Consider the following 16,457-nt stretch of genomic DNA (forward strand, 5'->3'; position numbering starts at 1 on the left):
GAAGGAGGAAAGAGTTAACAATTAACAAATAATATGTTAATTCATAAAATTTTGTCATTCTGTCTATAAAATATTTACTATGAAAAAATTAATATTATTACTCGCAATCCTCGCAATTATAACAACTGCTTTTGCTGCAGAGCCGGATACGACATCAGTAAAAAAAGAAAAAATTAAAAAAGGATGGAACTTCGGCGGACTACCGGTTGTATCTTTTAATACCGACCTTGGATTTCAATACGGGGCATTGGTTAACGCCTTTGATTACGGCGACGGCAGCAGATATCCGGACTATAACCGTTCTTTCAAAGTAGAAGTATCTACTTATACTAAGGGAAGTAGTGTTTTTCAATTTTTTTACGACGATAAAGCGTTGCTCCCGAAAGGTATCAGAATGACAACCGATATTAGTTATCTGCCCAGCAGAGCCGATCATTTTTATGGTTTCAACGGGGCAATGGCAATTTTCAATGAAGATTTCTCAGACGATTCGTCGGAAAATTATATTTCGAGGATGTATTATCGACAAAAAAGAAATATGTTACGATTTACTATTGATCTTCAACAAAATATAGGAAAGAGTGATTTCAAATGGCTCGCAGGCATCGGCGTTTATAATTTTAGAATGGGTACTGTTGATATCGATAAGTTAAATAAAAATAAGGATGAAGACAAAATGTTGCCTGATGTTGATTTGCTTTATGATAATTATGTAAAATGGGGAATTATCAGTGAAAAAGAAGCTGACGGCGGTTTAAGCACTTTTGTGAAATTCGGTGCAATCTATGATACACGTGATATTGAGGCTAATCCTAACAAGGGAATTTGGACCGAACTTCTTTTTAATATTTCACCTGCGATATTCAAAGCTGCCGACCAAATGAGTTACGGATTAATTGCCCTAACTCACAGACAATATATTACTTTAGTTCGTAATAAACTTACTTTTGCGTACAGATTAGGTTATCAAGGAACTTTATTCGGTGAAGTTCCTTATTATGTACAACCTTTTATGATAAGTTCTTATTCCGCAGCCACAACATCCGACGGGCTCGGAGGTGCAAAATCGTTACGGGGAATTCTAAAAACAAGAGTTTACGGATCTCATTTCGCTTACGGGAATATCGAATTAAGATGGCGGTTTGTTAATTTTACTCTCGGAAAACAAAATATATATCTTACCCTGGCCCCTTTCGTGGATCTCGGAAGTACTATTGTTCAAATGAAAAAAGATGAAATAAATTACGCAATTGAACAGTTAAGTCTGTCTGATGATGATCCCACAAAAAAAGAAGAGTTTAAAGGATATGATGTAAATGATTTTTTTGATACTTCAAGAAAATCGGATAAATTGCATATTGGCTATGGCGCCGGATTTTATTTCTCGATGAATCATAATTTTGTTGTCGCCATCAATTACGGAAGAGCTGCCGACAAAAATGACGGCAGAAGCGGATTTTATATAAACATCGGCTTTGTGTTCTAACAATAAACTTATTCTTATTTCGTTTTATTTTTTATTGTAAAATTAATTTATCATCATGTTTAAAGCTTTAGATATTGCTCCTATAATTAACGGAAAAATAATTGGAGATCCGGAAGTTAGAATAAATGGATTTTCAAAAATAGAAGAAAGTACTCCGGGAACTTTAAGTTTTCTTTCTTCGGATAAATATTCACAATATTTGGAAAATGCAAAAGCAAGTATTATTGTTATTAGTAAAAACCTTGTTCCTGAAAAACCTGTTAATAATACTCTTATCGTTGTAGATGACGCTTATAAATCAGTTATCGAATTAATGAATATTTATAATCAAAACATTGAAAAAGAATATGCGGGAATTTCGGAGAATGCACATGTTGAACCGGGAACTATAATTGCGGAAAATTGCTATATCGGTGATTGTACTATAGTAACTTCCGGCTGCGAAATAGGAAGCAACACTAAAATTTACGCTCAGGTTTATCTGGGCAAGAACGTCACAATAGGTTCAAATACAAAAATTTATCCGGGTGTTAAAATCTATGCGAATTGTCGTATCGGAAATAATTGTATAATCAATGCCGGAACTATCATAGGTGCCGACGGCTTCGGCTTCATTCAAGAAAACGGCAAAAATATAAAAGTTCCGCACCTCGGAAATGTAGTAATAGAAAACGACGTTGAAATAGGTGCAAACTGTACCATAGACAAAGCAACTCTCGGCTCAACGATTATCCGTCAAGGTGTTAAAATGGATAATCTGATTCATGTTGCACATAATGTTGAAATCGGAAAAAATACAGTAATAGCCTCGCAGGCAGGAATTGCAGGATCAACAAAAATTGGCGACAATTGTATGATCGGCGGGCAGGTAGGTATTATAGATCATATCGTAATAGGCAATAATGTGAAAATTATAGCTCAATCGGGCGTTATTACAAAGATTAAAGATAATGAGACATTTATGGGTACTCCGGCCTTTAATTCTTTCGACTATAAGAGAAGTTATTCGTATTTTCGCAAACTTCCCGAAAAGTTTAAACAGTTAGAAGATGACGCAAAAAACAATAAATAATCCGGTAACTATTGAAGGCACCGGACTTCATACCAACAAAAAATCCGTTGTTAAACTTTTTCCCGCAGATATTGACTCGGGAATACTTTTCCAAAGAACCGATTTAGAAAACCGTCCGCTTGTAAAAGCCATCGAAAAAAATACATTTGCATTTAATAGGAGCACCTCCATAAAGAGTGGAAACGCCTCTATATCAACCATTGAACACTTTATGGCTTGCTTTACTATTTTAGGAATCGACAATATTCTGGTTCAGGTTGATGCCGAAGAAATGCCCATCTTAGACGGAAGCGCTTTACCGATTTACAATTTGCTTAATAATAATCTCATCGAACAAAATAAAGAAAAAGAATTTCTGACAATTAAAGACGATTTTGAATATTTTTCCGGAGATTCCTATGTAAAAGTTTCTCCTTATAACGGATTTAAAATCGATATAAGAGTTGAATATCCCTATCCCATCGGGGTTCAAGAAATGACTTACGATCAAGAAAAAGACACAGAGCTTGTCAAAGATATTGTTTCCGCCAGAACCTTTGTTTTTTTAAGTGAGCTGGAATTTCTTCTGAAAAATAATCTTATAAAAGGCGGCAACTTTGACAATGCACTTGTTTTCGCAGATAAAATATTAACCGATGACCAATCCGAATATCTCTGCAAAATGTTCAACAAATCGAATATAAAAGTTACCGATTACGGAATGTTGAATAATACAACATTAAGAAGTCCGAAAGAACTCGTTTGCCATAAACTTTTAGATATGATAGGCGATCTCTCATTAATAGGGAAATCAGTGAAAGGACATTTTACAGCCTATAAACCGGGGCATGCTGTAAATAGCGGGATAGCAAAAAAAATAATCGGAGAAGAATAAGAACTAAAAGTATAAATATTTTTTTATACAACTCCCTGCGAAATAATAAATTGTATTATTTTATAATTTCTCATTTTTCTGATTGATAAAATCAGGAATACAAGATTTGTGTCCGCTAAATTATTTTTCAAAATTATTTGCAAATATTAAAATTATTTTTAATTTTGACGCGTATTTTATTAACTTTCAATTTAGGAAAATAACAGAATAGTTTGTAAAAATGAACGAATTTTAGACCAACGATTATTTAATAAATTTGTACCAATTATGATTTAAATTGCAAAAAATCTCAACAAGACTCCGATTTTTTTCAATGTTAAGTTGTAAAAAGGTATTTTTTAGAAGCATACCTAATTAAAGCCATAAACTATGAAGCCAGTAAAGTTTTTTCTAATTATAAGTATTTTATTTTGCGTATTTACCCAAGAAACGGTTGCACAATATCCATATAAATCAAGTATCGGAGGCTCAATGTTTGTTAATGTTATTGGGCCTACTTTCAAATGTTTTTTCTCAGATAATATAGCATTTCAGTCCGATATATATTGGAAAGTAATAGTTTCTCCATACAAAGCAAATGACAACTGGGACCCTGCTATTCAACCTGTTGTTGAGGCAGATGCTAATCTGATGTATCAAAAAAGATTGAAATATTTGCATAATGCCGAATTATTCTATTTTGTTGGAGGTGGGATAAATGGAGGATATTCAGGGTGTACAAAATTGGGCATAAATACAATTTTCGGATTGGAATTTGTTTCTCTGAGGAAACCGATAGCTTTTCAATTAGATTTACGACCCGGTTATGGTATATTAATTAAGTCTAATGATAATGACAATGTTGGATTCTTTCTTCCTGAATTTGAAAGACAGTGGTCGTTCTTCGATTGGGTTTTTGGATGTACAATAAGATATACTTTCAAAAGAAAATAAAGTATATAATTATGAAACACCACATTATTTTAGCAGCATTACTAATTGCTGTTGCTTCGCTTGTTAACAATTGTAGACTACCAAAAGACGAATATTATTCTGCTATTGGGATAGGTTATATCTATGATGCGGATTCAATAATACCAATGAAAAATGTTGAAATTACTATTACTTCTGCCCTCAATGGCCCTTTTGGAGTTTTTGCATTTTACTTTCGAGACACGGTTATTAGTAATGAAAAAGGCGAATTTATCAATGTGCTTTGTAATAATTTTTTGTGAAAATATATTAAACCCTACTTGGAATAATTACTATATATTTATACATTTGTAGAATTATTTATTAATATTAAATATCTTACCTAAAAATATATGCCATTTATAAAAACAGATAAATTATTTTATAAACTAAAAAATTTAAATTATGAAAAATGTTATTTTACTATTCACATGCATGGTAATAATGTTTACAGGATGCGTGAAAAAGAAAAATTGTGATTGCGGAATAAACGGTGTATGGCAATATCTTGAAGAGCCGTATTATATAAATAAAACCAATTGTTCAAACAAAAAACATAAAATAGTTGCACATTTCTATCCGGATATTGATAATAAAGAAAATGATACCAATTATTGGACTTTTTCTGGAAACATTCCGGCCGCCTTTAAATCAACAACTCCTACATATATTAGCATATGTTATGAAGATTATTGCGAAGGCAAAATGCAAAATCATGATGCGGGTTTGCCAAGTGTTTATAATTTACAATGTATAGAAAGAGTAAAATAATATGAAAAAAAATATTCAAATTTTATATTTATTGTTATTACCTATATTTAATTTATTCGGACAGAATAACATTTCTAATCTAGATGGCTATTATTATGCAAGTGGAAAGGCACATTATTGGACAACAGATTCAACATCTGTAAATATTATTATAAAAAATATGGATAATTACCATATTATTGTTAATAAATTAGAAAACATTTTCAATGCTGAGGGCGATGAAATTTTAGCGGACGACGAGGATGACAATATTATCATAAATAGTTTTCGTTTACCAATTATTACAAAAGACTCATTGATAAATGCAATAAGTATTGAACATGATGATATAGTTTTTTTTACTTATTCGAAAGTTGTAAATGAAAATCGGATATGGTTACGTAATGAGGTAATTGTTAAATATAATTCAAATACATTAACCTCTATTGAATCGCTTCAAAACAGATTGGCAACTTATGATTCCATCTCTATTTCCTATGTTCAAGATAATGAATTATCTATTATATGTAAAAAGGATAAAGACGTAATAGAAATCGCAAACTTATTATATAATACTGAATCGGTTGAATATTCTACTCCAGATTTTTACTATAATTATACTTTAGACGCTGATGATCCGCTATTTAATAATTATCAATGGAATTTGAAAAACACCGGCCAAACAGGTGGAAGTTTCGGCATTGATATTCGTGCAGAAGGTGCATGGGATTTTTTAAATAAGGTATTTGGGACAATCGGTACAAATATAAAAATTGCCGTAATAGATGATGGAGTTGAAGAACATGAGGATTTATATTCGTCTTTAGGTTATAGTAGGGTTCTTAATGGTTATACTGCAAATAGTGATGGAACCGGAAGGCCAAGAACTAATGGATATCATGGGCAAAACTGTGCCGGAATCATTGCGGCAAGCCATAATACGTTATGTGTAGCAGGAATAGCACCTAATACATTAATAATACCTATACGAATTGTGAAAAACAATGGAAGTTTTTTTAGTCAAAATAAAATAGCTAATGCGATAACCAAATCATGGCAAGAATTGGATGCCCATATACTAAGCAATTCGTGGGGTGATGGAAATAAAAATGATAATTTAAACTTTGCAATTAATAATGCAATTAAAAATGGAAGAAATGGAAATGGATGTATCGTTGTTTTCTCTTCAGGAAATAAAAACAAAACAATAATTCCTTATCCTCAAAATGTTAATGATTCAATTTTAGTAGTTGGTGCAATTGATAAATGTGGTATCAGATCAGGGAGTCTTCAATCAGTTCCCAGCTCTTGCGATCCATGGGATGGCGGTAATAATGCAGGAAGTAATTATGGTACTCTTTTAGATATTGTGGCTCCTGGGACAACTGTACCAACAATTGATAGACATGGTGAACTAGGATTTACTGTTAATAATCATAGGATAGGCTTTGGTGGCACCTCCGCTGCTTGCCCTCATATTGCTGGTGTAGCTGCATTAGTTTTGAGTGCAAATCCTAACCTTACCGGACAACAAGTCAGAGATATTATTGAGTCAACAGCCACTAAATTACCAAATTACACTTTTACCAATACTTCTAATCGTCCTAACGGCACTTGGAATCAACAAGTTGGTTATGGTTTAGTAAATGCTGAAGCTGCGGTCAAGAAAGCTTATTTTTTGAATGCGACTATTTCAGGTAGTACATCTATTGGTTCTTGTAATACAGCTACATTTTATTATAACGGTTCGTCGTCTTCTTCAATGCAAATAGTATGGAGTGTGGGACCTGCTTTAGAAATAGTCTCAGGACAAGGAACAAAAAATGTAACAATCATATCAACAGCTTCATCTTCTATGTCTTCCTATATAAAAATAGAATTCAAAGCACAAGATAAGGTTTTATATTCTTTGCAAAAACAATTAAATATTACTGGTGGTAACAGCTATCCTAATTTATCCAACACAAATTTTGAAATAACTTCTAATCAAGTCTGGAATACAGAAAGTACTTTAGGAGTAGAAGTTATTATTAAAGACGGAGTTACATTAACTATTAACTCTACTATACATTGTGGGAAAAACGCAAAAATCATTATTAACCCCGGGGCTAAATTAATTATAGACGGAGGCAAGCTCACTAACTCATGCTCCCAATTTATGTGGGAAGGCATAAGAGTCATAGGTAACAAAAATCAAGCTCAAACAGAACAATATCAGGGTACTATTATCTTAAAAAACAATGCCGTTATTGAAAACGCAAACTTTGCAGTAACAGCACATGGGGTTGGGAGCGACGGAAATACATCTGGCGGAATTATTCAGGCTAAAAACACTACTTTTAGAAACAATAGAAAATCAATAACCTTCTGGGAATATACAGATTCGAGCAGCCGGATAATATCAAGCAACAAAAGTTTTTTTAAAAACTGTACTTTTATTGTTGATGATAATAACTTATTTGAATCAAGTGATAAATTTTTCGAAAATCATATTTCATTATGGGGTGTTTACGGAATAAAATTCAATGGATGCAATTTTGTTAATAATATTAGTAATACAAACGAAAGAAAACAGGCCATATATACAGAAGGAGCATATTTTATTGTTGACGAATCATGTATTAATAATATGATATCAAGTAATTGCGGATGCGGAATTAACAACAGTAACTCAAGTACATTTACTGGTTTTACTAATGCTATTGATACACATACTGACGGTACTACTTATACTTTTAAAGTAAATAAAAGTAATTTTTCAAAAAATGAATATTCTATTAAATCAAATACAATTAATAATTTTACTGCCACAAGACTAAACATTAATTTCGATAATAATCCTTTCAGTAATCCCGTAGGAATTAAAATTGACCAGGGGGTAAATTATAAAATTGAAGCAAACAGTTTTTATGCACAAACAGTAAATACAAGCAAAAATTATATTGGTATTGATGTAAAATCTGTTAGTGGTAATGAAAGCTCAATATATTTAAATGATTTTAAAAAATTAAATGAAGGTATTTATGTTAGAGGAGGAATAACTTCAAATAATCCATATCCTGAAAGAGGATTACAATTCGCTTGTAATTATTTTTCAAATAATAGTATTGATATCCATTTATCTTTCGGATCATTAATACAAAGGGTACAGGGCAGTGATTCTAAAGGTTCTGATAATGATTTTTCAGAAAATGCAATATATAATATTCAAAAAGATAATACAAAACAATTAATATATAAGTACGGGCTCGATAATTATCATTATCCTACTACCAATACTAATACTTTTGTAACTGAGGTAGTATCGGTCATAAACAATTGTCAATCTACTTTATGTAGTAATACAGCCGTTGATAAAAGCAATGAAAATTATAAAAAAGATATTGAAATCTATTCTCAGCTAAATGAAAAATATTCCTCACAACTAAATATCTTCTACTCTAAAGATTATGATAAGGTTATTGAATATTATGATAACGGAATAATTTTAGATGAAACACTTTTACTTGCTGCAACGGATATGCATGAGGAATTATTGGAAATCAGTTGGCAAATGGCAAAGATCAGTAATAATGCTTTGCAGACAATTAAAACGGATACAATTTATGATCTTAATAAACTAAGTGAATGGTATAATGTAATTAACACTTTAAATGCAAAATATTCCCTTGCGGAAACATATTATCAAATGGGTAAATATGAAGACGCATTAAAAATTTTAGAAACAATTCCGAAAATTTTTTATCTTAACGAACAAGAGCTTTACGAGCATACCAATTACATAAATTTCTTTGAATTTAAGAACAAACTCCATAAATCTGGTAGAAACTATTTCGAAATGAGAGAAGATGAAATTAAGGAACTTACAGAGATAGCAATGTTAAATACCGGAGTTTCTTCTTTGATGGCACAAGGTATTTTATGTTTCTTCCATGATATTTGCATTAATTTGGAAGAGAAACCTCTTGAGAAAAGCATTTTTGTAATTGACAATGAACAATTGATAATCAACAATAAAAATAATAATAACGATGTATACGTTTACCCAAATCCAGGAAAAGATTACATTATTGTTATTTGCGAGATTGAGAATAATAATTTTGAGTTATTTAATATAAACGGCTCAAAACAAATCTCAATCAAACTTCAAAAAGGATCCAACACAATTAATACTTCATTCTTAAAACAAGGAGTTTATATTTATAAAGTTATTGTAGAAGATAAAGTAATTTCCGGCAAATGGGTAAAACAATGAAATATTGAAAATTAACAATTAGGTATTTCTATTGCGGAATGCTTTAAATTTGTTAATTATGGAAATTATTTTTTTATCTTGTCTATAAATTACCTCATAATTCCATACAAACATTACATAACCAGAAATCATTAAAGCATTGGTCTTTAATTTTTTTATCCTATTGCAAATTAAATTAAATATTTGTTACTTTGCACGAAAATTTATAAACAATATGAGTATAAGCGATTTTATTGACTCGGTTAGGTCACAAGTCAATGAACTGGAAAATTTAGACGAATTAATGGAACGATCTGATAACGAGGATGAGGAGGCGATGTGCCGGCTCGGTCTAATTTATGAAAAGCTGTTATGTATTGCCGAAGACGACTCCGAGTCGGATTCCGATTTATGCGATGATCTTAGAGATGCAATGGAAGACTATATGTATAATTCGGCTGAGCTTGGCTTTGTTGAAGCTCAAGAATGGGTTAATAATTACCGCGATGACGACGGTAAATGGGATGTCTATATATAACAGATTCTGATATAACCCATCACAACAAATTTGTTACATAAGCAAATAAAATATCATGTGCTTACATACATACGATTAATTTTAACATCAATGAATTCAAGATATTTAAGTATGAAAAAAATATTGATAAAATTTTTAGCTGCAATAATAATTCTTATTGGAGCAACTTCTTGTTGGCCGCCCGAAGAAACAGAATTCGACAGCTCTTTATTAACAGGGAAATGGCAATCAAATACATTATTTGAAAGATATTTCAGCGATGGCACAGGCTATACCTGGGATACTGCCGATGATGTTTATGAGGATGAAGCTCAACCGTTTGAATGGACTTTAGAGAAAAGTACGTTAACCCAGATTCATTTAATGGAAATGGGCGGTGTAGTTCCCAAAACTTATACAGTAACCGAACTCACCAATTCGACTTTTAAGTATAAAGACAGTTTTACAAAATCCTATTCTTTTAGCAAAGTCAATTAAATTTACAATAAAACCCCATCAAGGTAAATTTGCAACTTAAGTAAATGAACCAAGGATGCAAACACACGTCACTTATTAAAATAATAATGACGATATTAATATAATTCATGTGGTTAACATATGACGATTCAAATAAAAATAAATGGTTAAAATTATTTTCATATGAAAAAAGCATTAAAAATAATCGGAATTACCTTGTTATCTATCATAGGTGTATTATTAATCGTCATTTGTATTGTTTTCTGGTTAGCTCTTACACCAAAAAGAATCACTCCTATTGTCAATAATCAAGTAGAAAAATTTATTAATGCGGAAACAAAATTGGGGGAAATAGACTTGACATTATTTCGTACTTTCCCTAAAGCCGGAATAAAAATAAATAATCTCTTCATTATCAATCCTGTCGAAGGTTCTCCGTCTGATACGCTCGTTTATGTTGAATCCTGTATTCTCTCTTTCAACTTAAAAGAATTTCTCAAAAATGATGTACTCAATGTAGATAATATATATCTGGAAAACGGTTTCGCAAATATTTTTATTAATTGCGATAATCAATCTAATTTCGATATATTTAACACATCATCAGAGGAAACGGAAGATTCTGGTGAATTTAAAATGCCATTTGTAGAATATCTTTTAGAGAAACTATATATAAAAAATCTAAATGTCTTATATGAAGATTGTCCGAACCATCTTTCTGCAGAATTAAATAATTTTTCAACCAACAGTCATGTTCAGGGAAATGATTCGCGTATCGACGGCAAAATTGATATTTCAACCGATAATATTTATTTTAGTTATAATGAATCGGATTCAAGTAATATTAATGCCGTATTAAGTAAATCAAAGTTCATTATCGATGGAGTTTACAAAGACAACATTTTAGAAGGTTCAATGCAGGCTAACTTTCCTGAAACTTCACTTAAAATGGATAATGTGGATTATTTGAACTCGAGTACAATGAGTTTAAATTTTCCATTTTATCTTGATTTTAATCGTAAGCATTTTGATATAAAGCAACTTATATTAAATTTCGAAGAAAATATTATCACTTTAAAAGGTACTACCGACTTAAATTATAATAATACAGATGATATTCTTGTAAATGTTGATTTCGGCACTAGTAAATTAATTATTGAAAATATTTTACCTTTAATTCCGAAACCCTTTTTAAACTTGCTCGAAGGAATTGATGTCGGCGGCGCTATTACTATTGACGGTTCCGTTAACGGAATCTTTAATGAAAACTTAATGCCGAAAATCAAAATCAACGCTTTATACGATGAAGGAAAATTTTCTTATTCGGGGCTTGACTACAATTTCAGAGATGTTTACGCTAAACTCAGTGCCGATATTGATATATCCGATAATCTTAAATACGACGCAAACATTGAAAAGCTGAGTGCTAAAACATTAAGCAGCAGCTTCGATATTTCAGGAAAAGTAACGGATACAACGGGTAATATTTTTTGTAATCTGAAATTAAACAGTAACTTAAATCTTCCTGATGCACAAAGAATGATTCCGGAAGACATGACAATCGAGATGTCTGGCAAAGCAAAACTTTCAGCTAATGCAAGATTCAAATTAGATGATGTTTTAAATATGAATCTGATGAAGACGAGTATCTCCGGAAGAGTAATTTTATCTGATTTGGACGTGTTTTATGAAGACAGCATTAAGCTTGTCTCCCCAAATTTAGATATTCTTTTTGCAATACCTAATCAAGCCAAAAACCTTTCGTTTAAAGAGCTTATCCGGGCTGATATTGTAAGCAGCGGAATTATTGCGGACATTTCCGATAATATCCATGCCGATCTAAAAGACATAAACTTAACCGTAGGCGTTTCAAATATCTTAGATACAATTCAACCGGTTTCCGTAAAAGGAAGCTTTGAAATGTCTAAAATAATTGCTTCAATGGATACAATAAATGCTAATATTTCCGATGCTATCGGAAGTTTCAGCATGATTCCTTCGAAAGAAAATCGTGAGATTGTAAATTACAATGTTGAATATTTCAGCAATGATCTTAATGCCAACATGGGAAGTACTTATAAAATAAGAACTGCTGCCGTCGGCATTAAAGCTTCGGCAAAATATGATGAAAAACAAAAAAATATTTTGCTGCAATGGAATCCCGAATTTGATTTTGATATTAGCGAAGGTAAAATTGAAATTCCTGATATAGAATATCCTATTTTTGTTCCGAATTTAAAAATGGATTACGATTCCAAAGTATTTAATATTCACGACGGTAATTTTGTAATCGGCAATTCCGCCTTCCATTTAAAAGGTGATGTAAAAAATGTCGACGGATATCTAAGGGATTCTACATTATTAACTGCCGTTTTTGATTTTACTTCGGATAATACTGATGTAAATCAACTGATGGACTTAGTAAACGGCTTCGGGGCCGATTCTACGGACATTAATGATGTTGAACTGGAATCTCCTGAGGATAATCCATTTATGGTTCCGAAAGGAATTGATTTCAGGTTAAACACTTTAATTAAGAAAGCTACAATCGGAGAAACAGTCCTTGAATCTCTCGGCGGGCATGTAACTGTTAAAGACGGAGTTCTCGTGCTTGAAGAAATGGGGTTTACGACAAGAGCCGCACGAATGGAGCTAACAGCGATGTACCGCTCGCAAAGGAAAAATCATCTTTTCGTAGGTTTCGATCTCCGTCTTCTTGATATTGATATCGAAGAATTAATTGATATCATTCCCTATGTTGACAGTATTTTACCAATGTTGAAATCGTTCAAGGGAAATGCCGAGTTTTATCTTGATGCGGAAACTTATTTAACATCTGCATACAAACCTAAAATGTCAACATTAAGGGCTTCTTCATCAATTACAGGTAAAAATTTAGTTTTATTAGACAGTGATGTTTTTTCACAAATATCAAAATTATTAATGTTCAGTAAGAAAACTGAAAATCTTGTAGACAGTGTTGCGGTGGAATTAACTGTTTTCAAAGATGAGGTTGATTTATATCCTTTCTTGATAAGTATAGATAAATATCAGGCTGTAGTTGCGGGAAGACATAATATAGATAAAGACTTTTCTTGTGATTATCATATCTCTATTACCGATACACCTTTGCCGATACGGTTGGGATTAGAGGTTTCGGGACCGGTTAGTGATTTGAAATTCAAATTAGTTCCTACTCAATATGCTAATTTATATAATCCGAAAAAACGTAATGTGGTACAAGCACAAACATTGCGTTTACAACAAATGATACGAGATTCACTAAGAGATAATTTGAAATAATATTAACAACAACATTTTGAACTACTTTTAACTCAAAATGACAGCTTGTTCTTCATCTTTGATTTTTATTCCTATTCTGTGCTTTGATTTGCATTTTTAGTTTTCAAACTTTCGCGCTTAATCAGAATCGCCTTGACTCCCAACCATATTGCAGTCGCTATTAAAATTCCTAATATCGTTCCGCATAAAACATCGCCGGGATAATGAACTCCAAGATAAATCCTGCTATAGCCTATTACTGCTCCCCAAATAAAAAGCAACCAAATATACTTGTAATACTTTCTAAGTACAAAAAAAGCATACGTTGCTATACCGAATAAATTTGTTGCGTGGGATGAAACAAAACCGTATCTGCCGCCACATTTATCTTTCACAATATGAACTAATCCGGCAAGACTTTCATCATGGCACGGACGTAATCTTCCGACCAGAGGTTTTATGATATGTGCCGAAATCATGTCTGTACAAGCAATCAGCACAACTACTCCCAATAAAATAATTACGGATTTTTTTTTGTATTTTTTGATGATAAAATAAACCAGCAAGATAAATAAAGGTATCCAAGTTACGGTTGTAGTAATAATATCAAAGAACCCATCAAAGAAATTATTATGAATACCGTTTAAAAACAGGAAAATCTGTTTATCAAGTTTATCTAAATACTGCCACATTATTCATTAAGTATTTTCCAGAGCTTGTCTTTCAAAGAATCAATATTATACATTGTTACTGAAGAAATAAAAATATTGTCAATATTTTTGGGTAATGTTCTTTTAGCCGATTTAATCATTTCATCATCAGCTATATCAGATTTAGTTACCGCAAGCAATCGCGGTTTATCAAGTAATTCAGGATTATATTTTTTCAATTCCTTCAGTAGAATTTGATATTCTTTGGAAATGCTTTGGGCACTAACAGGTACCATAAATAATAATACTGCATTTCGTTCAATATGCCTTAAAAATCTGTGTCCCAAACCCTTTCCTTTATGTGCTCCTTCAATAATCCCCGGTATATCCGCAATAACAAAAGAGTTTTCTCCGTGATACTGCACCATTCCGAGGTTTGGAACTATTGTTGTAAAAGGATAATCGGCAATCTCGGGTTTTGCGGCAGACATAACCGATAATAAAGTAGATTTTCCCGCATTAGGAAATCCGACCAGACCAACGTCGGCAAGAATTTTTAATTCAAGGATTATCCAGCCTTCCTGACCTTCTTCACCGGGTTGAGCAAATTTAGGAGCTTGGAAAGTCGCACTTTTGAAATGATCATTTCCCATACCGCCTCTGCCGCCGTGTTTTAGAATCAGTTCGTTACCTTCATCAACAACTTCACCAATTATTTCGCCTGTTTCGGCATCTTTCGCAACTGTTCCCAACGGAACGTAAAGATAAACATCTCCGCCGTTTTTTCCTGTTTTCAGATTTGATGAGCCTGAGCCTCCATTCTCCGCGTGGATGTGTTTGGTGTATTTCAAATGTAATAAAGTCCATTTGTGCGGGTCTGCTTTAATAATAATATTTCCACCTCTACCGCCGTTTCCGCCGTCGGGGCCGCCTCGCGGATTCTTCTTCGATCTGTGGAAATGCATAGAACCGCTACCTCCATTGCCCGATTTACAAAATATTTTTACGTAATCAACAAAATTCGATTGTGGCATAAAATTAACTATAAATATATTTATCAATAAAATTTTTCATTTGGAGATGAATTTCAGTAATATTGCCTTCTCCGTTCACGGCAAAATATTTTCCCGTTTTTTTGTAATAATCTATAACAGGTTTTGTTTTAACATAATATTCATTCAAACGATGTTTAATACTTTCCTCATTATCGTCGTGTCTTCCGGAGGTTTTTCCTCTTGCCAGAATCCTTTTTATCAAAGTTTTTTCGCTCACTTCCAAATCAATCATTCCGATAAAATCAACATTGTATTCTTTCATTATTTCATCAAAGGATATTGCTTGATTTACAGTTCTCGGATATCCGTCAAAAAGAATTCCTTTAGCCTCGACTTTCTTACTTTCCTTAACGACTCTCCTCACAATATCGGTAACAATTTCATCACTTACCAAATGACCTTTATCCATAATCTCCGTTATTTGCTTTCCTATTTCCGTGGATAATTCCATTTCTTTACGTAGAGCTTCGCCTGTAGAAATATATTCAAAATCAAATTCCTGTATAATATACTTAGATTGTGTTCCTTTTCCTGCACCCGGAGGTCCCGATATAGCAATAGCAAACATGGTATTAAATTATTTTATAAATGTCTTCATAGTTTCTTCCATATCCATCATAATCGAGTCCGAAACCCAGAATAAAATCATTAGGAATAGATTTCCCGATATAATCAATATTGTAATTCTCCTTAAAGGATTCGGGTTTAAACAGTAGAGTTGCAATTTTTACATCTTTCACTCTCATTCCTGATAACTGATTAAGAACGTGTTTCATGGTTAATCCCGAATCAATAATATCTTCAAGAATAATAATTCGTCTATTTTCAACCGGAATATCAAAACCTATCAGTTGCTTAATATGTTCAGTAGATTTTGTTCCGGAATAACTCGAAACCTTTACAAATGAAATATTTGAAGCAATACTAATACGTTGGTAAAGTTCGGCAGCAAAAATAAAAGAGCCGTTTAAAACTCCCAGAAACAAAGGATCATCATCTTTGTATTCATTGTTTATTGCTTCCGCAATTCTATTTATGCTTTCAATTATTTCTTTATGAGGAATATATAATTCGAATTTTTTATCAAAAACTTGTATGATTTTATTCAT

The 16,457-nt window shown here is 32.2% G+C and carries 14 protein-coding genes; 10 read left to right on the plus strand and 4 right to left on the minus strand.

Annotated features, from left to right (window positions below):
* Positions 1 to 79 precede the first annotated feature (79 nt).
* From LBP67_06065 to LBP67_06110, 10 genes are all read left to right on the plus strand, one after another.
* Positions 80 to 1,486 (plus strand): hypothetical protein, encoded by a 1,407-nt coding sequence (locus tag LBP67_06065; GenBank protein MDR2084541.1) that lies wholly within the window; start codon positions 80 to 82, stop codon positions 1,484 to 1,486.
* A gap of 55 nt (positions 1,487 to 1,541) precedes the next feature.
* Entirely contained in the window at positions 1,542 to 2,558 is a 1,017-nt protein-coding gene (lpxD, locus tag LBP67_06070; protein ID MDR2084542.1) for a UDP-3-O-(3-hydroxymyristoyl)glucosamine N-acyltransferase, read from the plus strand.
* On the plus strand, positions 2,536 to 3,432 hold the full coding sequence (locus tag LBP67_06075; protein ID MDR2084543.1) for a UDP-3-O-acyl-N-acetylglucosamine deacetylase: 897 nt from the start codon (positions 2,536 to 2,538) through the stop codon (positions 3,430 to 3,432). The genes lpxD and LBP67_06075 overlap by 23 nt, the downstream gene beginning before the upstream one ends.
* A gap of 369 nt (positions 3,433 to 3,801) precedes the next feature.
* Entirely contained in the window at positions 3,802 to 4,365 is a 564-nt protein-coding gene (locus LBP67_06080) for a hypothetical protein (protein MDR2084544.1), read from the plus strand.
* 11 nt (positions 4,366 to 4,376) lie between these two features.
* Positions 4,377 to 4,646 (plus strand): hypothetical protein, encoded by a 270-nt coding sequence (locus LBP67_06085; GenBank protein ID MDR2084545.1) that lies wholly within the window; start codon positions 4,377 to 4,379, stop codon positions 4,644 to 4,646.
* A gap of 142 nt (positions 4,647 to 4,788) precedes the next feature.
* Positions 4,789 to 5,154 carry a hypothetical protein gene (locus LBP67_06090; protein ID MDR2084546.1) on the plus strand — a complete coding sequence of 122 codons (366 nt, stop codon included), beginning with the start codon at positions 4,789 to 4,791 and terminating at the stop codon, positions 5,152 to 5,154.
* Between the two features lies 1 nt (position 5,155).
* Positions 5,156 to 9,388: a S8 family serine peptidase gene (locus tag LBP67_06095; GenBank protein MDR2084547.1), complete on the plus strand. Its 4,233-nt coding sequence runs from the start codon at positions 5,156 to 5,158 to the stop codon at positions 9,386 to 9,388.
* A 214-nt stretch (positions 9,389 to 9,602) separates the two neighbouring features.
* Complete coding sequence (locus LBP67_06100; protein ID MDR2084548.1) at positions 9,603 to 9,905, plus strand: hypothetical protein; 303 nt, start codon at positions 9,603 to 9,605, stop codon at positions 9,903 to 9,905.
* A gap of 111 nt (positions 9,906 to 10,016) precedes the next feature.
* Positions 10,017 to 10,382: a hypothetical protein gene (locus LBP67_06105; GenBank protein ID MDR2084549.1), complete on the plus strand. Its 366-nt coding sequence runs from the start codon at positions 10,017 to 10,019 to the stop codon at positions 10,380 to 10,382.
* Positions 10,383 to 10,544: 162 nt separating this feature from the next.
* Positions 10,545 to 13,664 carry an AsmA family protein gene (locus LBP67_06110; protein MDR2084550.1) on the plus strand — a complete coding sequence of 1,040 codons (3,120 nt, stop codon included), beginning with the start codon at positions 10,545 to 10,547 and terminating at the stop codon, positions 13,662 to 13,664.
* Positions 13,665 to 13,735: 71 nt separating this feature from the next.
* On the opposite strand, the gene LBP67_06115 is transcribed toward LBP67_06110, so the two are convergent.
* Genes LBP67_06115 through LBP67_06130 form a run of 4 tightly spaced genes read right to left on the minus strand, consistent with a single transcriptional unit; the run spans position 13,736 to position 16,457 of the window.
* A complete protein-coding gene (locus tag LBP67_06115; protein MDR2084551.1) occupies positions 13,736 to 14,335 on the minus strand; it encodes a phosphatase PAP2 family protein in 600 nt (199 codons plus the stop codon).
* On the minus strand, positions 14,335 to 15,327 hold the full coding sequence (gene obgE, locus LBP67_06120; GenBank protein ID MDR2084552.1) for a GTPase ObgE: 993 nt from the start codon (positions 15,325 to 15,327) through the stop codon (positions 14,335 to 14,337). Before obgE ends, LBP67_06115 begins: the two co-directional genes overlap by 1 nt.
* 4 nt (positions 15,328 to 15,331) lie before the next feature.
* Positions 15,332 to 15,916, minus strand: a complete 585-nt coding sequence (locus LBP67_06125) for an adenylate kinase (protein MDR2084553.1) — start codon at positions 15,914 to 15,916, stop codon at positions 15,332 to 15,334.
* 4 nt (positions 15,917 to 15,920) lie between these two features.
* The gene (locus LBP67_06130) at positions 15,921 to 16,457 is read right to left on the minus strand and encodes a hypoxanthine phosphoribosyltransferase (protein ID MDR2084554.1); all 537 of its coding nucleotides are present in this window, start codon (positions 16,455 to 16,457) and stop codon (positions 15,921 to 15,923) included.

Source organism: Bacteroidales bacterium (assembly GCA_031276035.1).
Classification (GTDB): Bacteria; Bacteroidota; Bacteroidia; order Bacteroidales; family BM520; genus RGIG7150.

Bases quoted from the DNA above. Each gene is read 5' to 3' on its own strand.
- LBP67_06085 (MDR2084545.1), top strand. From the start codon at position 4,377: ATGAAACACCACATTATTTTAGCAGCATTACTAATTGCTGTTGCTTCG.
- obgE (MDR2084552.1), bottom strand. From the start codon at position 15,327: ATGCCACAATCGAATTTTGTTGATTACGTAAAAATATTTTGTAAATCG.
- LBP67_06095 (MDR2084547.1), top strand. From the start codon at position 5,156: ATGAAAAAAAATATTCAAATTTTATATTTATTGTTATTACCTATATTT.
- LBP67_06115 (MDR2084551.1), bottom strand. From the start codon at position 14,335: ATGTGGCAGTATTTAGATAAACTTGATAAACAGATTTTCCTGTTTTTA.
- LBP67_06080 (MDR2084544.1), top strand. From the start codon at position 3,802: ATGAAGCCAGTAAAGTTTTTTCTAATTATAAGTATTTTATTTTGCGTA.
- LBP67_06065 (MDR2084541.1), top strand. From the start codon at position 80: ATGAAAAAATTAATATTATTACTCGCAATCCTCGCAATTATAACAACT.
- LBP67_06105 (MDR2084549.1), top strand. From the start codon at position 10,017: ATGAAAAAAATATTGATAAAATTTTTAGCTGCAATAATAATTCTTATT.
- LBP67_06100 (MDR2084548.1), top strand. From the start codon at position 9,603: ATGAGTATAAGCGATTTTATTGACTCGGTTAGGTCACAAGTCAATGAA.
- LBP67_06125 (MDR2084553.1), bottom strand. From the start codon at position 15,916: ATGTTTGCTATTGCTATATCGGGACCTCCGGGTGCAGGAAAAGGAACA.
- LBP67_06130 (MDR2084554.1), bottom strand. From the start codon at position 16,457: ATGAATAAAATCATACAAGTTTTTGATAAAAAATTCGAATTATATATT.
- LBP67_06090 (MDR2084546.1), top strand. From the start codon at position 4,789: ATGAAAAATGTTATTTTACTATTCACATGCATGGTAATAATGTTTACA.
- LBP67_06075 (MDR2084543.1), top strand. From the start codon at position 2,536: ATGACGCAAAAAACAATAAATAATCCGGTAACTATTGAAGGCACCGGA.
- LBP67_06110 (MDR2084550.1), top strand. From the start codon at position 10,545: ATGAAAAAAGCATTAAAAATAATCGGAATTACCTTGTTATCTATCATA.
- lpxD (MDR2084542.1), top strand. From the start codon at position 1,542: ATGTTTAAAGCTTTAGATATTGCTCCTATAATTAACGGAAAAATAATT.